Annotated in this window: 16 protein-coding genes; 9 read left to right on the forward strand and 7 right to left on the reverse strand. The window is 57.4% G+C overall.

Translation table 11 applies throughout. The features are described from left to right. Together cysN and cysD are read right to left on the reverse strand one after the other, a co-directional pair. Positions 1 to 1938 carry a sulfate adenylyltransferase subunit CysN gene (cysN, locus tag AC1D1N_RS15970; RefSeq protein WP_477349630.1) on the reverse strand — a complete coding sequence of 646 codons (1938 nt, stop codon included), beginning with the start codon at positions 1936 to 1938 and terminating at the stop codon, positions 1 to 3. 2 nt (positions 1939 to 1940) lie between these two features. Further along, entirely contained in the window at positions 1941 to 2846 is a 906-nt protein-coding gene (gene cysD, locus AC1D1N_RS15975) for a sulfate adenylyltransferase subunit CysD (RefSeq protein ID WP_142866696.1), read from the reverse strand. Between the two features lie 475 nt (positions 2847 to 3321). Here cysD and AC1D1N_RS15980 point away from each other — a divergent pair, with 475 nt between their 5' ends. Next, on the forward strand, positions 3322 to 4605 hold the full coding sequence (locus tag AC1D1N_RS15980; RefSeq protein WP_477349632.1) for an O-antigen ligase family protein: 1284 nt from the start codon (positions 3322 to 3324) through the stop codon (positions 4603 to 4605). Next, positions 4602 to 5555 carry an NAD-dependent epimerase/dehydratase family protein gene (locus AC1D1N_RS15985; protein ID WP_477349634.1) on the forward strand — a complete coding sequence of 318 codons (954 nt, stop codon included), beginning with the start codon at positions 4602 to 4604 and terminating at the stop codon, positions 5553 to 5555. Before AC1D1N_RS15980 ends, AC1D1N_RS15985 begins: the two co-directional genes overlap by 4 nt. On the opposite strand, the gene AC1D1N_RS15990 is transcribed toward AC1D1N_RS15985, so the two are convergent. The 3 genes from AC1D1N_RS15990 to AC1D1N_RS16000 all read right to left on the reverse strand — a co-directional run bounded on the left by AC1D1N_RS15990 (position 5543) and on the right by AC1D1N_RS16000 (position 9104). Continuing rightward, positions 5543 to 6085, reverse strand: a complete 543-nt coding sequence (locus AC1D1N_RS15990) for a sugar transferase (RefSeq protein WP_477349636.1) — start codon at positions 6083 to 6085, stop codon at positions 5543 to 5545. The two genes, AC1D1N_RS15985 and AC1D1N_RS15990, sit on opposite strands and share 13 nt — an antisense overlap. 17 nt (positions 6086 to 6102) lie before the next feature. Further along, positions 6103 to 7035 (reverse strand): glycosyltransferase family 2 protein, encoded by a 933-nt coding sequence (locus AC1D1N_RS15995; protein ID WP_477349637.1) that lies wholly within the window; start codon positions 7033 to 7035, stop codon positions 6103 to 6105. An 80-nt stretch (positions 7036 to 7115) separates the two neighbouring features. Next, positions 7116 to 9104 (reverse strand): SDR family NAD(P)-dependent oxidoreductase, encoded by a 1989-nt coding sequence (locus AC1D1N_RS16000; RefSeq protein WP_477349639.1) that lies wholly within the window; start codon positions 9102 to 9104, stop codon positions 7116 to 7118. 393 nt (positions 9105 to 9497) lie between these two features. Between AC1D1N_RS16000 and AC1D1N_RS16005 the strand changes: the two genes are divergently transcribed. The 7 genes from AC1D1N_RS16005 (at position 9498) to AC1D1N_RS16035 (ending at position 17410) form a co-directional block, all read left to right on the forward strand. Continuing rightward, the gene (locus AC1D1N_RS16005) at positions 9498 to 10289 is read left to right on the forward strand and encodes an ABC transporter permease (RefSeq protein WP_477349641.1); all 792 of its coding nucleotides are present in this window, start codon (positions 9498 to 9500) and stop codon (positions 10287 to 10289) included. Between the two features lie 7 nt (positions 10290 to 10296). Beyond that, the gene (locus tag AC1D1N_RS16010; RefSeq protein ID WP_477234054.1) at positions 10297 to 11052 is read left to right on the forward strand and encodes an ABC transporter ATP-binding protein; all 756 of its coding nucleotides are present in this window, start codon (positions 10297 to 10299) and stop codon (positions 11050 to 11052) included. A 337-nt stretch (positions 11053 to 11389) separates the two neighbouring features. Further along, positions 11390 to 12397: a glycosyltransferase family 2 protein gene (locus AC1D1N_RS16015; protein WP_477349643.1), complete on the forward strand. Its 1008-nt coding sequence runs from the start codon at positions 11390 to 11392 to the stop codon at positions 12395 to 12397. A gap of 13 nt (positions 12398 to 12410) precedes the next feature. Next, positions 12411 to 13034: a class I SAM-dependent methyltransferase gene (locus AC1D1N_RS16020; protein ID WP_477349645.1), complete on the forward strand. Its 624-nt coding sequence runs from the start codon at positions 12411 to 12413 to the stop codon at positions 13032 to 13034. A 4-nt stretch (positions 13035 to 13038) separates the two neighbouring features. Beyond that, the gene (locus tag AC1D1N_RS16025) at positions 13039 to 13971 is read left to right on the forward strand and encodes a lysylphosphatidylglycerol synthase domain-containing protein (RefSeq protein WP_477349647.1); all 933 of its coding nucleotides are present in this window, start codon (positions 13039 to 13041) and stop codon (positions 13969 to 13971) included. Continuing rightward, on the forward strand, positions 13968 to 16487 hold the full coding sequence (locus tag AC1D1N_RS16030; protein ID WP_477349649.1) for a hypothetical protein: 2520 nt from the start codon (positions 13968 to 13970) through the stop codon (positions 16485 to 16487). Before AC1D1N_RS16025 ends, AC1D1N_RS16030 begins: the two co-directional genes overlap by 4 nt. A gap of 140 nt (positions 16488 to 16627) precedes the next feature. Further along, positions 16628 to 17410, forward strand: a complete 783-nt coding sequence (locus AC1D1N_RS16035; RefSeq protein WP_477349651.1) for a class I SAM-dependent methyltransferase — start codon at positions 16628 to 16630, stop codon at positions 17408 to 17410. Between the two features lie 54 nt (positions 17411 to 17464). Here the strand turns inward: AC1D1N_RS16035 and AC1D1N_RS16040 are convergent, their stop codons facing one another. Next, positions 17465 to 18187, reverse strand: a complete 723-nt coding sequence (locus AC1D1N_RS16040; protein WP_477349653.1) for a methyltransferase domain-containing protein — start codon at positions 18185 to 18187, stop codon at positions 17465 to 17467. A gap of 69 nt (positions 18188 to 18256) precedes the next feature. Continuing rightward, positions 18257 to 18940 carry a class I SAM-dependent methyltransferase gene (locus AC1D1N_RS16045; RefSeq protein WP_477234041.1) on the reverse strand — a complete coding sequence of 228 codons (684 nt, stop codon included), beginning with the start codon at positions 18938 to 18940 and terminating at the stop codon, positions 18257 to 18259. Between the last annotated feature and the right edge of the window lie 9 nt (positions 18941 to 18949).

Below are 18949 nucleotides of genomic sequence, written 5' to 3' on the forward strand. Positions count from 1 at the left end.
TCAGATGCCGCCGCCGGCTTCGTATTGGTCTTCAGCAATGTCGCGCTCGTTCAGCCAGTGTTCCAGAGCCTCTACCATCTCCTCGGCCGTCTTGCCGAGTGTCTTAAGATGGATTTCCGGTTTTTCCGGGGCTTCATACGGTGAATCGACGCCGGTGAAGTTCTTGATCTCGCCATTCAGCGCCCGCGCGTAAAGGCCCTTCGGGTCGCGCCGGGCGCATTCCTCGAACGGCGTATCGACGAACACCTCGACGAATTCGCCGTCGGCCATCAGCTCGCGCGCCATGCGGCGCTCGGCGCTGAAGGGCGAGATGAAGGAGACGATGACGATCAGCCCGGCATCGGCCATCAGCTTGGCCACTTCGGCGACGCGGCGGATGTTTTCGACGCGGTCGGCATCGGTGAAGCCGAGATCACGGTTGAGGCCGTGGCGGACATTGTCGCCGTCGAGAATGTAGGTGTGGCGTCCCGAGGCGAACAGTTTCTTCTCAAGCAGGTTGGCGATGGTCGACTTGCCTGAACCCGAAAGCCCGGTGAACCAGAACACGGCGGGGCGCTGGCCTTTCAGGTCCGAGCGGCCGCGCTTGCCGACATCGAGCGACTGCCAGTGGATGTTTTCGGCGCGGCGCAACGTATGCAGGATCATGCCGGCGCCGACCGTGGCGTTGGTGATGCGATCGATCAGGATGAAAGCGCCGGTGGTGCGGTTGTCGGCGAAGGTGTCGAAGGCGATCGGCGCGCGGGTCGAGATGTTGCAGATGCCGACTTCGTTCATGTCAAGCGACTTTGCCGCCTCACGGGCGAAGTCGTTGACGTTGACGCGGTATTTCAGGTCGGTGACGGTAGCGCTGGTCTGGTCGGTCTCGGTGCGCAGAATGTAGGAGCGGCCCGGCAACAGCGCTGCCTCGTCGAACCAGACGATGTTGGCGGCGAACTGGTCGGCGACCTGAGGCCGTGCCGCGGGTGACACCAGCAAGTTGCCTCTGGAGACCTCGACCTCGTCGTCGAGCACAAGGGTGATGGCCTGGCCGGCGACGGCCTGGGCGAGATCGCCGCCGTGCGCGACGATGCGCTTGACCCGCGAGGCCTTGCCGGATTTTGCGACGATCACCTCGTCCCCCGGCGCGACCTGGCCGGACGCGATGGTGCCGGCAAAGCCGCGGAAGTCGAGATTGGGCCGGTTGACATACTGCACCGGGAACCGGAACGGCAGTTCGACCGCGGCTTCGTCGACCGACACGGTCTCGAGATGCTCAATCAGCGACGGGCCGGAATACCACGCCGTCTTGTCCGAGCGGCTGGTGACATTGTCGCCGTAGCGGGCCGACATCGGGATCGGCACGATCGTCTGGAAGCCGAGTTCATGCGAGAACTGCCGGTAATCCTCGACGATGCGGTCGAACACGGCCTGGTCGAAAGCGACGAGATCGATCTTGTTGACGGCCAGCACGATGTGGCGGATGCCGAGCAGCGAGGCTATGATCGAGTGGCGCCGGGTCTGGCGCAGCACGCCCTGGCGCGCATCGATCAACACGATGGCGAGATCCGCGGTCGAAGCGCCGGTCGCCATGTTGCGGGTGTATTGTTCGTGGCCGGGCGTGTCGGCGACGATGAACTTGCGCTTCGGCGTGGCGAAGAAGCGGTAGGCGACGTCGATGGTGATGCCTTGCTCGCGCTCGGCCTCTAGGCCGTCGACCAGAAGTGCGAAGTCGATGTCGTCGCCGGTGGTGCCGTGCTTGCGGGAATCGCGCTCGAGTGCTGCGAGTTGATCCTCGAAGATCTGCTTGGTGTCGGACAGAAGGCGGCCGATCAGCGTCGACTTGCCGTCGTCGACCGAGCCGCAGGTGAGGAAGCGCAGCAGCGACTTCTTCTCCTGTGTCGCCATATATTCGCGGATGCCATCGGTGGGGGCGAGGCTCTTGGCCAGGATGTGGCGCATACTCAGAAATACCCCTCGCGCTTCTTCTTTTCCATCGAGCCGGCTTCATCGCGATCGATGAGGCGGCCCTGGCGCTCGGAGGTGCGCGCCGTCAGCATCTCGCCGACAATGGCCTCCAGCGTGTCGGCGTCGGATTCGATAGCGCCGGTCAGCGGATAGCAGCCGAGCGTGCGGAAGCGCACCAGCCGGTTCTCGACCGTCTCGCCGGGTCGCAGCGCCATGCGGTCATCGTCCTTGAGGATCAGCATGCCGTCGCGTTCGACCACCGGCCGCTCCTTGGCGAAATAGAGCGGCACGATCGGAATGTTCTCCTGCAGAATGTACTGCCAGATGTCGAGTTCGGTCCAGTTCGACAGCGGAAAGACGCGGATCGATTCGCCCGGCGCGATGCGAGTGTTGAAGATCTTCCACATTTCCGGCCGCTGGTTCTTCGGGTCCCAGACATGCTGGGCGTTGCGGAAGGAAAAGATGCGCTCCTTGGCGCGCGACTTCTCCTCGTCGCGCCGCGCTCCGCCGAAGGCGGCGTCGAAACCGTATTTGTCGAGCGCCTGCCGCAACGCCACAGTCTTCATCACATGGGTGTGGGTGTTGGAGCCATGGTCGAAGGGATTGATGCCGTCGCGCACGCCGTCTTCATTGACGTGGACGAGCAGGTCGAAGCCGAGCTTCTGCGCCATCTGATCGCGAAAGGCGATCATCTCGCGGAACTTCCAGGTGGTGTCGACATGCAGGAAGGGGAAAGGCGGCTTGGCCGGATAGAAGGCCTTCATCGCCAGATGCATCAGCACGGAGGAATCCTTGCCGACGGAATAGAGCATCACCGGCTTGGAGAAGGAGGCAGCAACCTCACGGAAGATGTGGATGGATTCGGCCTCGAGCCGCTGCAAATGCGTAAGCGCGATGTTCATGGACTGTGAGCGTTCTCTCGTGCCATCCAGACCTTGCATCAGATGGATCGGGCGTCTTTTTCAGCCGCCCGGTTCAAGCTTCACTGCTGGACACTATCGGTTCGTGCCGGCGTTCTAGCAGATCGCCACCTGATATAACAACGCTGGAAAGGCCGGCGGCCAAGCCGATAAGGAACGAATTTTCCATGAAAAGCCCGGAATCCGGAAATTTCTACCCGGCAGATTGATAGCCCTCAAAGGCCGTGAAAAATCTTGGCGGAACCCTCGGGAAAACGGTCGGGCCGGTGGATGCTTTCGCTATGCGATGCGGTCATGCCACGGATTTCGATGGTTGCAAGATCCTCGCCGCACTATCGAAAACCGGACCCAGCCGCTATACCGGCTCCTGAACCCGCGCCGGGCGGGATGCTGCAAAAAAGTCGCCACCAAACACCGTCCGTCGCCAAGCGACCCCAGCGCATTGTGAACCAGAGCATTGACCCCGATTTCCACCATCAAGCAGCACCTCTCGCCGTCACGGATCAACATCACCTTCTCCATCCTCTGCTTCTTTTGCCCGCCTGTGCTGGGGTCGGCGGTCAGCTTTGTGTTCAATGGCGGCGGCCTGTGGTCGGTGTTTCTGCTTGCCCTGAAAAGACGGCGTTTCAACATCGACCGGCCAATGGTCGCGATGACGGTGGCCATCTATGCCTATTGTGCAGCCTTCGTGCTCGCCTCCATCGTCAACAATTCGATCGCCAAAGATGCGCCTCATCTGGCAGGGCTGATCACCTTCCTGTTTTTCCCCGTCTCATACGCAACCTGGAGCATCACCGAGAAAACCACGCTGGCGCGCATCGTCGTGCTGGCGAGCGCTGCCACATGTTTTGGCGCCCTGCTGCTGGCGATCGTGCAACATTACTGGCTGGGCGTACGATCCGAAGGCGGTGCCGGCAATCCAATCGTATTCGCGACGGTCGCCTGCCTCAGTGTTCTGATGTGCCTGGTGGGCGCCCTTTCAAACGTCGAAAAGAACAAGGTCCTGCTTGCCTGCGCAGCGCTGGCCGGGGCGGTCGCCATCCTCTACTCGGGGTCGCGGATCATATGGCTGGCACTGCCGGTGGCCAGCATCGCCGTCCTGCTGATCAACCGGCGCAGGCTCACCAGCCGAAACGCCATTCGTCTGCTGCTGATTGCTGCCGCGATCGGCGTGGTTATCGCCGCCATCGGATTCCCGATCATTTACGAGCGCGCAGCTTTCCTGTTCAGCGACTGGGATGCGCTGGCCACGAAAGGTGACCATGCCACGGCGCTCGGCTTCCGCGCCGCGCTTTGGCAGATCGGCCTCGGCGCTTTCCACGACATGCCGATTTTCGGTCACGGCATTGCTGCAAGCCGCGAGCTGATAAAGGATGGATTCAACAATCAGTTCAACATGCCATATACGGGCTTCAGCCATTTCCACAACGGCTTTCTGACCGCATTGGTGGAGGCCGGGCTCATCGGCGCCATCACGCTTGCGGCTGTGTTCGTCGTTGCCGCCAGAAACGCAGCAATCGTTCTGCGCACCAGCACCGACACCATCGAGCGGTTCGGTGCCACGATGATCGTCGCTACCGTGATCACCTATCTGATCGCTGGCCTGACCGGCATCCTGATCGGCCACGACATCCTCGATTCGACACTGATGGTGTTCCTGGTATCCGGGACTTATCTTGCTTCGGGCCGGCAACAGGCGTTGCCGGAACCAGCCTCAACGCCGCAGGCAGGCCAGCCGTGAAAGTGCTGGTCACAGGCGCGACGGGCTTCATCGGCCGGCAGGTCGTCAACCAGCTTGGCGAAGCCGGGTTCGAGGTGCGCATGGCGTCGCGTCACCCGGAGCGGCTCGACCCCGCGAGCGATGCCGTCAAGTTGCCGGAGTTCGACGAGCCCGCCAGCGCGTTCAAGGCGCTGATGCCAGATATCACCCATGTCGTTCACTGTGCGGCTCTCAACAATGACCGCAAAGCGAGCGAGGCCGACTTCCTGGCCGCCAACGCGACACTGACCGCCCAGTTGGCGCGCGCGGCCGCCGCGCAGGCCAGCGGGCGCTTCATCTATTTGTCTTCGATCCGGGCAGTAGTCGGTCCCGGTTTCAGTGGGACGATCAGCGAGGCGACGCCGCCAGCCCCGCAATGTGCCTATGGGCGCTCGAAACGCGAAGGCGAGATCAGGATGCTGGAAGCCTATGCGTCCAGACCTACCGATGCCACGGCGCTGCGCCTGCCGTCGATCTATGGCGAAGGCATGAAGGGAAACCTGGCGACGCTGATGCGCCTGGGCGGCATGCCTATGGCCTTGTCGCTGCCGGCGGCGGCCTTCAGCGGCGTACGATCGCTGATGTCATACGAGGCGGCGGCGCGGACCGCGGTGTATCTGTTGAGCCGTCCGCAGCCGCTTCGCCCCGTCTATGTCGCCTGCGATCTCCCTCCTCTCCCGGTCTCGGCAATCATCGGGGCGTTCCGGAACGGTTTTGGCTACTCATTGCGGCTATCTAGAGTGCCTGCCAGCCTGATGCGGGCAGTGTTGACCTTACTGGGCAAACGCAAAGCATGGGACGCGATCACAGCGACACAGATTTGCGATCCATCCCTGCTGGTCTCCGAAGGCTGGGCGCCGCGGACCGACACGCTCGAACAACTGACCGAGCTTGCGCGCCGCTATAAATCCGGCGTTGCTCAACCGCGGTAGAAGATCGTACCGACGAGAATGCGGACATCGAGGCCGATCGCGGCCATCCTGAGATAGTCGGCATCGGTCTCGGCGCAAAGTTTCGGGTCGGACATGTCGATGCCTTTCATCTGCGCCAGCCCGGTAATGCCCGGAAGCGCCGCAAGCACACCTAATTGCCTGCGGCGTTCGATCAGCTCCGTTTGCGTGGGCAGGCAAGGACGCGGCCCGACCAGGCTCATCTCTCCCTTCAGCACATTCCACAGCTGCGGCAGCTCGTCGATCTTGAATTTTCGCAGCACCGCGCCGACGGAAGTGACGGAGTTTGCCGGCGCCTGATGCGAGGGCAAAGACGGCGTTCCGACAACCATCGTCCGCAGCTTATGGCAGCGAAACAGCATGCCATTCTGTCCGACCCGGATTTGCGAAAACAAGGCGGGTCCAGGCGACGACAGCCTGATTGCCAGCATGGCAAGCAGGATGACGGGCGAGGTCAGCGGCAAGAGAACCGCCGCCACGACGAGGTCGAAAGCTCGCTTGGGTCCCCTCATGGCCGTCCCTGCATGCTCTAGATCCGCCGCCAGATGAAGGCCAGATAGAGCCCAAGCGTACCACCCAGCGTCTGCCGGTAGACGCCGCTTTTCCTGAGAAGACGCAGGCGTCGCAAGACACCGCCCTTGCGCGCCCTGATGAACAGGCCGAGGCAAACGGCGGCATCCCTGCTGAGGATGTCGCGATTGACCGCCAGGCCGCTCAGATTGTGATCGGTCCAGACGGCGAACTCGCCCTTGAACAGGCGCCCCAGCCGCGACAGCCGCGCCTTCCACGACACGTTGGCGCCAACCAGGTTTGCCTCATGCTGGCGGTAGCGCACCAGCGGCCGCGGATCATAGCGGATAATGCCGCCGGCAGCAGTGACGATCAGATAGGTCCACCAGTCATGGCTGACGAACTCGGTTCTTGCCGATGCCGTTGCCAGCAACTTTCGCGCCGCGCGGTTGATCATCATGGTGTTGCCGCCGGCAATGCTCTGCACGAGCGCATTGCGAAACGACGGCGGCTTTAGGAACAGCGGCGAATAGCCTTGCGCTGCTCCGGTTTCGGACATGGTCGCGGTCCTCGAGCAAAACAGCAGCGGTGTTTCGGCATCGTGCCCCTGCATCCAGGCAATAGCGCTCTCCAGCCTGTCCGGCTCCCAGATGTCGTCCTGGTCGCAGAAGGCGTAGTAGTCGGCATCGATGCGCGGATCGATGATCATCGAGCGGAAGTTGGCGGCAAAGCCCTGGCGAGGACCGTTCGACAGGGTCAGCCGGCCCTTGGGCCAGCGGCTCTGCCAGGCGCCGATGATGGCAGAAGTGCCATCCGTCGACCCGTCGTCGGAGACCCAGAGGTCGACAAGAGGATGCGACTGCGCAAGCAGCGATGCGAGCTGCTCGTCAAGGAAAGCCGCGCCATCTTTCGTGCCCAGCAGCACGGCCACGCGCTGATCTTGTCTGGTCACGGGTTCAGAATCATCTGCAAACGCCTGGGAACGGCCATCGGATTGGTTTCAATAGCCAATCCCGGTCGATCAGGACAGGCTTAACCCGCTTGCCCGACTGTTTTCGCAATGATTTCGCGGTGTGCGTCGGCTTGAGGCTCTTCCGCCTGATGAAGCCCGGCCATGACGGCGAGCGCGGCGGCCTTGTCCTGGTCGCGCATGGCCGCCTGCAGCGACGTCAGCGCCGCCTGGACCCTGGGCCACCCCACGACATCGGTTCGCAGGCCGAAGATCTTGGGGATATCGAGCGCGACAATCTCCTCATTGCCGCCGTGCAGGACCTCGTGAAGCTTCTCGCCCGGCCTGATCCCGGTGAAACGGATCGGAATGTCGGTGTAGGGGCTTTTGCCGGCCATACGGATCATGGTTTCGGCGACTTCGAGGATCGGCACCGGCTTGCCCATGTCAAGCATGTAGATGGCGTAATCGTCCTTGCCCTGGCGCCGCTCGGCATCGGCCGCCGACATGATGACGAGGTCGACGGCTTCGGCCACCGTCATGAAGTAGCGGGTCATGCGGCGATCGGTGATGGTGACCGGACCGCCGGCCTCGATCTGCGCCTGGAAGATGGTGGCGACCGAACCGTTGGAGCCGAAGACATTGCCGAACCGCACGGCGATGAACTTGGTGCCGGAGCGACGGCCATTGGGTTCGGTGGCGTGCGTTTCGTGCAGCGAAGAGACGATCTGCTCGGCGGCGCGTTTTGTCATGCCGAGCACCGAGGTCGGATCGACCGCCTTGTCGCTGGAAATCAGCAGGAACTGCGGCACGCCGCATTTGGCGGCAACCTCGGCGCAGACGAGAGTACCCAAAATGTTGGTCTGGATCGCCGATTCCCAGTTTTCCTCAAGCAGCGGCACATGTTTGAGCGCGGCGGCGTGGAAGATGATGTCGGGCTTGAAGTCGCTGACGACGCGGGTGATCTGGCGCCGGTCGGTGACATCGACGATGCGGCTCTTGAGCCGGGCATGATCTTTCTCGTCGAGCTGCTGGTCGAGCTGGAAAATCCCGAACTCCGAGATGTCGGCAACCAGAACCGCCTCGGCGCCGAGTTCCAGCGCCCGCTTGACCAGGATGCGGCCGATGGAGCCGGCGCCGCCGGTCACCAGCACGCGCTTGCCGCCGACGAAGCCGCCAATGCGCTCAACGTCCGACGGAACCGTGGAACGGCGCAGGATGGTTTCCATCTCGACAGCGTCGAGAACCAGCTTTCCGCCCTGCCCGAGCTCCGAGACGCCGGAGAACTGGACGACGGCGATGCCGCTGTGACGGGCGACACGGACCAGCTCCGAGTATTCCTCGATCTCGCGCTCGGTGCCATTGCCGAAAATCAGCATGTCGAGGCTTTTGGTGCCTCTTGCATATTCTTCCAGCACCTCGACCAGGTGGGGTCGCACGGCCACCACGGGGACGCCCTGGATCTGCGTGCCCAACGGCGCGCCGTTCTCGATGGCCATGATGCCGGCGATGGAATACTCGGCCGGCTCTGTCGTGCGCGTGAACCTAATGATGACGTCTGCTTCGCCCAGCCTGCCGACGAACAGCGCCTGCTTGATCGCCGCATTGCTCGCGTTGCGGCTCAGGATTCGCCAGCTCGCCCCGTCGCGCAGGAAGCGGTAGTAGAGCCGAGGCGCCGAGATGATGGTGAAGGAGACGAGGAAAAAGACGATAAACTGGCGCTCGTTGAGGCCCGTCACCGGCTGAAACCATCGGACCGCCAGCGAGACGACATAGAGCGTGACGGTCAGGATCGCGCAGCTCTTCAGAATGTTGAAGAAGTCGGGCGTGGAGGCGAAACGCCACACGGTGTTGTAGAGACCGCAATAGCGAAACAAGAGATGGCTGAGAAGAACAATGCTCACCCAGCACGCCAGGCCTGGCCAGGAGAGCGCATCGAATGAAAGTCTCGACTGCGAAAGCCCGAGACTCAGCGCCACCGCGACCAAGACCATGACCAGGTCCTGGATCATTATAATGGCGCGCCGCATCTTCGGCCGAAGTCCCGATACGGCTTGTACGTATGATGTCATTGGGTAGTACTGAACTCCAGGCGCGGGTATATCAATACCAGACAGGCGCCGGATGGAACATCATCCGTCACCACTCCAGATTGCAAATTCCAAGTCCCTTGCCCAGCTATCGCAATAGCGCGGAGTCGGGGGGATCGCCAGATGTTTTTGACGAATATGTGATCAAAGGTGAATGCGGCTGTTCCGGACCAATCGCAATTGGCTGAACTGTGGCCTTTCACGACAATTGTACAGGTCCAAAAGACATTGCTAATGGTTGGTCTCAAGAAATTGCCGGGCTTCACTAAGCCGCAATCATTTGCCATACGCTCGTCGCAATGGCTATGAAATGTCCCTCGCCTCATGTGGCCATCGGACATACGAAGCGACCAAGAACGGATTGCGACACCAACAATGATTTTGGCACTGAACGGCGCTGTCGACGATATCAGCAAGGCCATGAAGCTGCACCGGGTCTGGATTGCGCTTGCTCACGAAGATATCGGCGACCAGCATAGGCGCACGACGCTCGGCCCGCTTTGGCTGCTGGTCAACTACGTCGCGTTCGTGGGCACCTTCGTTTTCGTGTTCCAGCCCGCCGGCAACGATGCTGCGGGCTATGCTGCCTATGTCGCCATCGGGCTTCTGGTGTGGTTCTACCTGATGGAGGTCATCAGCTTGAGCGTGTCGCTCTTCAAACGCGAAGAGAGCTTCATAGAAGGTACCACGCTGCCGTTGTTTGTGTATGTGATGCGCTTGGCGCTGCAATCAATTATACGCGCGGGCTATGCGATCGTGGGTTGCGTTGTCATTCTGTTCCTGAGCGGGTCCGGGCTCAGTGCTGGTTGGCTGTGGTCGTTCGTGGGACTGCTCATGATCCTGATTGCCACCCCAGCCGTTATCACCGTCTTCGCCTTCCTTGGCGCTTTCTTCCCGGACAGCGAGTTCATCGTCGGCAACATGATGCGGGTTGGAATGTTTTTTACGCCCGTTTTCTGGGTATATGATGGGCAAGAGGGCATTCAAAAATATGCCTATCACTGGAACCCGTTCACCTATTTTCTGGAGATTGTTCGAGTTCCGATCATCAGTGACGAATTGCCAATGCACGCTTTCGCTGTAACCGGCATCATCTGTCTGACTGTATGGGCGATTGCATTGCTGCTGCTTGGCCGGTATCGCAAGCAGGTCGTCTTCATCATCTGAGTTTTCGATGGTTTCCATAAAACTGCACAATATTAGCTTGGTCTACAAACTGCATGAGAAGCTGACGCTTTCCGCGCCCGATCGGCGTGTGGGCGGGCCAGGCGGCAGAATTGAAGGCTCAGGCAGAAAGCAGTTTGTGCAAGCTCTCGACGGCATCAGTTTCGAGCTCAAGGCTGGCGACCGACTGGGCCTGGTCGGCCCAAACGGAGCCGGCAAGACAACACTTCTCAAGGTGCTATATGGCATCTACGAGCCATCCGGAGGAAGCATAGCCATTGAAGGCAAGGTCGACGCCCTGTTCAACATCAACATAGGCTTTCGCCGCGAAGCCACCGGGCGCCGGAACATCGTCCTGCGTGGATTGATCAACGGCTGGACGGAAGCCGAGATCGAGGAAAAAATGGAGGACATCATTGCCTTCAGCGAGCTTGGCGACTTCATTGACCTGCCGTTCAAGGCGTACAGTCAAGGCATGGCCGCGCGGCTTGCGTTTTCAATGGCAACGTCGCTCGATCCGGAGATCCTGCTGATGGATGAATGGATCGGAGCGGGCGACGCCTCTTTTCAGGACAAGGCCAAAAGGCGTATGGACGAACTCGCGGAAAAGGCAGGCATCATCGTTCTGGCAAGCCACAATGAGAGCCTGATCGAAAGCGTATGCACAAAAAAGCTGACGCTCAAAAGTGGCCGGGTGGAATCACTTACGACGAAGCCGGTCAAAACCTCACAAGTTGGAAAAACTGCTTTGTCGCGACCAAGATAAATTCTTGACGACAGGCCTCATCAAAACTGCTGCGCTGGGCTTAGCTGTCGCACCAAGCACCATTGCGATCAAATCCGAGCTTTGGCAAGCAGGTCCAGCCGTTCGACGATTGCGCTGGGCTGGACGCATATGAACGGCACATTGCCGTCGATCGTGTGCAGGCCAAATCAAGCGCCCCGATACCGCGCTTCACTCGGTGAGAAGTTCCGTAGAGGTGCGAAATCCTGGCGCCGTCCTTAACGGCTGCAGAAAGCGGGTAGCGCGCGGGAGCAAAGTTCTTTAGGCCCATGCTGAGAACGGTAGCCGACGGGTGTCGAGAGAAGAAGAGAAGAGTGGATTGTCAAAGCTTATTATTCAGATCCCATGCTTGAATGAGGAGGGAACACTCGCCATTACGCTTGCTGATCTCCCACGTCAGGTCGCGGGTTTCGACACGGTGGAGTGGCTCGTAATAGACGATGGCTCCACTGACCGCACAGTGGAGGTTGCCCAGGAAAACGGCGTGGATCACGTGGTCTCATTGCACCACAATCAGGGACTTGCCAAAGCCTTCATGGCCGGTATTGAAACAGCGCTGCAACTCGGCGCTGATGTTATCGTGAACACCGATGCAGACAACCAGTACGATGCCTCCTGCATTCCCGATCTCGTCCGGCCTATACTAGAAAAAAAGGCTCAGATCGTCGTCGGCGCAAGGCCGATCAGTGAGATAGAGCATTTTTCTCCCATCAAGAAATTCCTGCAGAAGCTGGGAAGCCTAGTCGTCACGCTTGCCAGCGGCACGACGATCCCCGATGCGCCGAGCGGTTTCCGCGCCATTCACCGCGACGCGGCGATACAGCTCAACGTCTTCAACCGCTATACCTATACGCTGGAAACGATCATCCAGGCAGGACGCAGGAACATTCCGATTACCTCCGTGCCGATCCGCGTGAACGGCGATCTTCGGCCCTCGCGGCTGGTCAAGAGCATACCAAGCTATGTGCGGCGTTCCCTGATAACGGTTGTGAGGATCTTTGTCGTCTATAGCCCGCTGCGCTTCTTCACGGTGTGTGCGGCTATAGTCGCCACACCGGGCTTAATCATGATCGTCCGGTTCCTTTTCAATTACTTGAGGGGCGAAGGCAGTGGCAACATCCAGTCGCTCGTCCTTTCCAGCGCCTTGCTTGCCCTTGCTGGCATCCTTGTCATGAGTGGGATCCTCGCCGAACTAATCGCGGTTAATCGACAAATTCTCGAAGAAATCAGGATCAGGCAATTGCAGCAAGAGCATCGAGGCGCTGCATTGGCCCGCTCATCTTCAGTAAATCGTGAAGACCTTAAAGTCGAGACGCAGGTAAAATAAGCGGAATACTATAATGAGCGAAGCGCCGACAGCATACGACAACGTTCCGGGCAATTATTATGACAAGTACAATACCCGAAATCCGATCGCACGATATCTCATGGATGGCTTTCTGAGCAGTTTCGATACGCTGACAGCAAAGACAGGCGTTCGCAACGCGTACGAGGTCGGCTGTGGCGAGGGAAATCTATCCATTCGCCTTCATGATCAAGGCTGGAATGTCCGCGGTAGCGACCTGGAAGCTGTCAGTGTTTCGGAGGCCAATGAGCAATGCGCCCAGCGCGGACTGGAGCCAATATTCGAAACCCGCTCGCTTTTCGACCTGACACCAGAAGTCGCTTCGGCCGAATTGGTGATATGTTGCGAAGTTCTCGAGCATATCCCCGATACTGAACAGGCACTTTCAGTGCTCAAATCTCTTGCCAAACCGTACCTTCTCGTCAGCGTGCCACGGGAGCCTATCTGGCGGGCACTTAATGTCGCCAGAGGTAAATACATCACGAGCTTTGGAAATACGCCGGGGCATATCCAGCACTGGTCATCTGCGTCCTTCATCAAGCTGCTAAGCAAATCGCTGAAGATCGTGGAGGCGCGCAAGCCGCTCCCCTGGACCATGGTCCTCTGTCGTTGTGACTAGGATAATGCAGACGGCACCGCCGGCCAAAGGCAGCAAGTTAAAGTCCATAGTTCGCTTTGGGGGGCTGGCCGTCAGCCTTGCAGCGCTTGTCTTCGTGGGGCTGGCGATCCACCGCTCCTTCGGTGATCTGCAACGACAGCTCATCTCGCCACTTTTTTTGATCGCCATATTAGGTTGTGCAATCGCTTATGCCGTTATTCTGCAACTGGTCGGTATCGCTTGGTATCGGTTCCTGGTTGTCGTCGACGGACCATCGCTTGGATTGAGTCGCGCGCTTGCCATTTTTGGAAGGACGCAGATCTACAAATACCTGCCGAGCAACGTGATGCATATGGTTGGTCGCTTTACCCTTACCCGCAATGCCGGGGCATCGAGCAAGGCGCTTGCCTTTGCACAGATAGGAGAATTGTCCGTCATAGTTCTTGCCGCCGGGGCGCTGGGCGCATTGCTGGCGTGGCCGGTTTTCCAAGACGCATATGCGCGGTATGGCCCCGATAACCCTACATTGATTGTGGGATTGATCGTCGCCGGTCTTTTGGCGCTTGCGATCGGGATGGTATTTTCTTTCCGCATCAGGATGGCGGAGCGCGGCGGCAGAGCACTTCTCGCATCTGCCGAAGCTTTTTTTCTCTATGCCCTGTTTTTCATTGGCAATGGGTTGCTGATCGTTGCGCTGTCCAGGACTCTAAACGATGCGGGCCACATGGCTGAGTTGATCGGCATAGGAGCGGCCGCCTGGCTCATTGGCTTTATCGTTCCGGGAGCGCCGGGAGGGCTTGGCGTGCGGGAGGCCGCTCTCATTATGGGCCTTACTGCTGCGGGTCTGCCGCCTCCAGCGGCTACGGCGGTTGCGCTCGGCAACCGACTTGTCACCGTTCTTGGAGACTGCCTGGTCGCCCTGGCAGAGTTGATATTGCAAAAGGGGAAGAGTGTATGAATACGCAAATGAGGGGAACACCCGTGCAAGGCAGCCATTTGCTGGAACAGGCCCCATTTTTGCGACACGTCACTTCGATGGTGCTTCTTCTCGTTTTCGTGCTGAGTATCGTGGGCGTAAATCCTTTTCGGCAAACGCTGGCACCAATGGATCTGCTGTTAGCCTATCCAGGATGGGATAACGCCGGGATCGATACCCCACTTGTCAATCCGGAGCGTTCTGACGCATTGGATCACCGCCTTCCAAATTGGCGGGAGTTTAGGCGAGAGCTATGGGAAGGGCATATCCCTCTATGGAATCCCCTCCATCAACTGGGTGCAGCGGGTATCCAATCGCCTATTTATGAAGGTCTTTCGATACCCTTTCTAATTTATGCCCTCACGCCGAACGAGGCTATGGGTTACACGTTCGCAATTCTGGCGAATTATCTGCTGGCTGCTTTCGGCACCTACTTTCTGCTGTTTTTCATGTTCAGGAATCGAGTATCCGCAGTTTTCGGCGCCATGGTATTTGCATTTTGCGGTTTTAACGTCGCTTGGGCACATTGGCCGCACCTGACAACGAGCGCACTTATCCCCTGGGTTCTCGCCACTCAGCTTCGATATTGGCAGACAGGCCGCCTGAGTTGGGCCTTGGGGTTCACTCTCAGTGTAGCCTTGATAGGCCTGGGCGGCTTTCCGTTTGTGGCCGTCCTAGGAGTCATCTCGTCCCTGATGCTAGGAGCCGTAGTCCTTGTTGCCGAGTTCTGGATCGCCGGCATCAAACAGATTCCAGTCAGGCGAATTATTGGGCTAGGATGCGCAGGCATTGCAGGTGCATTCCTCGCCCTCCCCGGCCTTTTGCAAGTTAAAGACATTCTCGATTCAACTGATTTGTCGATTCGATCAGGTGGAACGATCTTTACACCCTACGACATAATCTACATGTTTGGTTCTGATTTTGTGAATCATCTAGGCGTCGAGCGTACCTTCTCAGCTGGAATACTCGCCGCTATCCTTGCTATCTTTGCGCTATATTTCCTTTTCAAGTCACCTAATCGATTTGCTGTCTTTGGGTTTCTGGTGGCAATTTTCACGTTAGCGACTGCATTTGGCGTAGCACCCGCCAAACTCGTGAAACTAATTCCTAGCTTTGACGTCAACACGTGGAGCAGAGCCTCCATATTATTTGGATTGTCAGTATCTATATTATCTTCGTATTCGATCAGCTCTATACTTTCATCATCGCCAAAGGACGTATGGTCCTATCGAACACATTTCGTACTATTTATATGCCTATTGCAAGCAATTAATCTTGGGTACTCCTTCAAGCAATTTAATTCTCGACCCGACATCGAAACTTTTTTCCCAGAAACACCGTCGCTAACTTATGTCTTATCTAAGATCATCCCAGGTCAAAGTGTTATTGCAGACGGCAGCTTCGTTGTCTCAGGGGTTTTGTCAAACTATCGATTGCCAGAATTGTTTGCTCACGGGTTTCGTACCGATGCTCAGAAACAGATAGCCTCAGACATCGTCGCTTCCTATCAGACAACATATACGGCTTCTATCATTCAATGCTCCGACATTAATTTCTCCAGCCGGGGGATTATCTACGCCGCTGTCCGTTTCTTTCTCGTCAAAGAAGGTTGCACTGATGTAGCTCATGAGACTGCCGGCATTGGCCATCGACCGACTGTTCCCCTTAATAGTGGCGCCCTCAAAGGAAACTTGTTAATCGACAAGCCCATCATGGTTACGAAAGTGCAGGTGTTATTCGGAACCTATGACCAGAACTTCGCCCCGTCAGCATTGATATTTGACCTTTACCAAGGTGAACTCCTCGTGGCTCACGCTGAATTACAGCCGGAGGCGATACGAAACAACCAATTCGCCACCTTTGGTTTCAATCGAGACGTTCCTCTTGTGGCCGGAACCTATCGGTACGTCATTTCAATGACCAAACCCGATAGCGAGAAGATGCTCAGTGCATGGGCCTTCGAAACCGCAGGAGGGGCAACCTATCAAATTGGTTCGAGTGTATTTCCGGGCATTCCAAAAATGCGGCTTATTGAGAAAACTCGCCTTCCCCCGAATTTTACGATCACGCCGGTAGAACTGGGCATTGACGTTATCGAAAATCGTGCAGTTTCAGGTTCCGGCTATTATGTGACTGCGTTGAACGGGCAACCGGAAGCGGATTTTGGGCCTGTTCGCCTTGCGACGTATCAACCGGACGACGTGACAGTGGAATATTTTGGCGCAACCCATGGTTGGGTCGTGTTCCCCATTCGCACCAATAAGTATTGGCGAGCCACGCTAGATGGAAAGCCCGTAGAACTAAAAAAGTTTCTAGATTTCTTTCCCGCCGTTGAGGTGAGCGGACAAAGCAAGATTCGCTTCTATTACGATAGCAATCACTTGCAGAAAACGCTGGAATTTTGCATGGCCGGCTTTGCAGCCTCAGTCATTCTCCTAATCATGGTGAATGGCAGAACTTCCAGGCCACGAACAGGGAGTTGGGGCGGGGGCGATTGAAGGTGATTCAGGCCGACGAATGTGCCGCGGCGTGAGTTGAGATTTTGAAAATCCGAGCAAACCCTGTGCCAGCGAGAGAGCCGGCGTGACCGGGGCCTCGCAGGCTGCTAGGGTCCTTCCAGCATAGGATGTTAGAGGACATGATGGACATTCTAGACGCATACGTCGCGACTGCGCCAAGCGCCCAAAATGCAGTTGATATTTTCAAAGACGAATGGTCGTCCAAATTTCCGGCGTCTGCCGGCGCGACAACGACTCCTGGGAGCGCCGCCCTATTTGAGGATGCGCGCATCGAATGGCTTTCGAAAATCATTGGGGGATTTTCTGGTAAGCGCATCCTGGAGCTAGGACCGCTGGAGGCGGGACACACTTATATGATGCATCAAGCAGGAGCGGAATCGATACTCGCCGTCGAATCCAATTCGCGATCCTATCTGAAATGTCTCTGTGTGAAGGAAATCTTCGACCTCAATCGTGCACGGTTTCTCTACGGCGACGCGATGACGTATTTGTCGGAAACCGGCGAACGCTTCGATGTATGCCTAGCGTCAGGCATACTATATCATATGACCCACCCTATCGAACTTCTCCGCAACATTGGGCGTGTGTCCGATACGCTCTTCCTCTGGACGCACTACTACGACGACTCGTTGCGTACTCGAGGAAATCTGGCCAAGCAGTTTGAGAAGCCGTACGAGATCGAGGTCAGCGGTAAGTCATATACGGTATCCAGGCGCAACTATCAGGAGGCGCTCAAATGGGCCGGCTTCTGCGGCGGTGCAAAGCCATGGGCGTTTTGGCTTACCCGCGATTCCCTGATGCGCGCGATCGCTGATTTCGGCTTCAGAGTGGAAACAATCGAATTCGACCACCCCGGACATCCGAACGGCCCGGCATTGGCTCTGGTGGCGCACAAAGCGTGAAACTTTGTCTTCTTCACACTTACTCTTCGTCATTTAATGAGAATGGCTAAGATATTAAAGCCGCCTGAGTGTCACATAGAATTCCAGCTCGTTTGGCTGCGTTTGAGAGAATGACACAACCTCAAAAGAACCTTTTATTATATTTGGTATGAAATTAATGCAATCAAGAAACTCAAAATCAGCAAACACCCAGCAATGAGAATCGATGTACCCTCCCGTAAGTTTCATATCTCGGAGTATGTCTAATATATCGTTTCTATCAATTATATATTCAGCATTTTCAGAAGTAATAGTTTTGCTCCAACAATCTACCGCGTTAGCTTTGCTGACATTCCAGAAGTGGTCGCAAACCTGCTGGAAACTTGGCATGGTCCGCTTCTCAAGATAGGCGGCAACGAGGTCAGAAACCATGCTGCTTTTTCGTTTCAGGTCCAAGCAGTAACGTTTATCCGGAAACGCGACGGCGATCCGACCGCCGGGCTTGAGCACCTTTAGATTCGCCTCGAGCCAACCCAACAGATCGGGCACATGCTCCATGACATGCGACGCGACGATGTAGTCGATCGACTCCTTTGGGAGAAATTCAGAAATCAGCTTGCCGCCGGTGACGATGTCGATCTCGGGGATCAGGCTGACATCGACGTTGGGATCGTTGGCATAATGTTGTGCCAAGGAAGCACGATCGGCATGGTCCACGTAAGAAACATCGTAATGCGGCTTCCGTAAGAGTGCTGCGTGCAAGGGACCGTATTCGATGCCCTTTCCGGCAAGATTCAACGCCGAAGTGATCTTCCTCGTCCGTTGTTCTAGCGCGGGGGGAGAGTTCTGGAATAGTCGCATCTGACCCTATTTCACCATCACGCACATCGACTGGCCGAGTTTGTGTTCATCGAGAACGGGGGCGTCGGCGTCGATAAATTTCTCCACCTTGAAGCCTATCCGGGCGGCGAAAACCTCAATGACTTCACGCTCCAGGAACATGTTGAGATGCGGGCGAGTACTGGCCTCGTATTGCTTCACAGTTGCCTCAAAAATGGGCCAGAGGGCGGCCATGCGAAACTCCAGGAACGAAAAAAGCAGCTTGCCGCCCTTCTTCAGCACACGGTGGCAGTCGCGCATATAGATGAACGTCTCTTCATGCAGAAGGTGGGTAAACAGGCTGAAAGCGCAAATGTAATCGAACGTCGCGTCCGGCGCCGGGATTTTCACCCCCCTGTTCATGTGGAATTTGTAGTTGTCGGGCGTCTTGCTCCTGGCATACTCGAGCAAGGCCTGAATGATATCATAACCGTCATAGTCGATGCGCAAGCGTCTTGCGAGTGCAACCGCCCCACGCCCGGAACCGCAACCGATATCGGCTAGACGCATCCCGTCGCGCAGACCGTTCCTTATGAGGATTTCGGCTTCAATACGGCCGACAATGTCATAGGCGCCGCCGACGGCGAGCGACATTGCTTCGTCAATCGGATGATTGCGCATGAGCGTCGCGACGTGCTTTTCGTAGTCTTCGACGAAATGGAATTCAGCCATTGCTATTTT

Source organism: Mesorhizobium sp. P2_B5, from assembly GCF_056404775.1.

Bases quoted from the DNA above. Each gene is read 5' to 3' on its own strand.
- cysN (WP_477349630.1), bottom strand. From the start codon at position 1,938: ATGCGCCACATCCTGGCCAAGAGCCTCGCCCCCACCGATGGCATCCGC.
- cysD (WP_142866696.1), bottom strand. From the start codon at position 2,846: ATGAACATCGCGCTTACGCATTTGCAGCGGCTCGAGGCCGAATCCATC.
- AC1D1N_RS15990 (WP_477349636.1), bottom strand. From the start codon at position 6,085: ATGAGGGGACCCAAGCGAGCTTTCGACCTCGTCGTGGCGGCGGTTCTC.
- AC1D1N_RS16000 (WP_477349639.1), bottom strand. From the start codon at position 9,104: ATGACATCATACGTACAAGCCGTATCGGGACTTCGGCCGAAGATGCGG.
- AC1D1N_RS16005 (WP_477349641.1), top strand. From the start codon at position 9,498: ATGATTTTGGCACTGAACGGCGCTGTCGACGATATCAGCAAGGCCATG.
- AC1D1N_RS16010 (WP_477234054.1), top strand. From the start codon at position 10,297: ATGGTTTCCATAAAACTGCACAATATTAGCTTGGTCTACAAACTGCAT.
- AC1D1N_RS16020 (WP_477349645.1), top strand. From the start codon at position 12,411: ATGAGCGAAGCGCCGACAGCATACGACAACGTTCCGGGCAATTATTAT.
- AC1D1N_RS16025 (WP_477349647.1), top strand. From the start codon at position 13,039: ATGCAGACGGCACCGCCGGCCAAAGGCAGCAAGTTAAAGTCCATAGTT.
- AC1D1N_RS16030 (WP_477349649.1), top strand. From the start codon at position 13,968: ATGAATACGCAAATGAGGGGAACACCCGTGCAAGGCAGCCATTTGCTG.
- AC1D1N_RS16035 (WP_477349651.1), top strand. From the start codon at position 16,628: ATGATGGACATTCTAGACGCATACGTCGCGACTGCGCCAAGCGCCCAA.
- AC1D1N_RS16045 (WP_477234041.1), bottom strand. From the start codon at position 18,940: ATGGCTGAATTCCATTTCGTCGAAGACTACGAAAAGCACGTCGCGACG.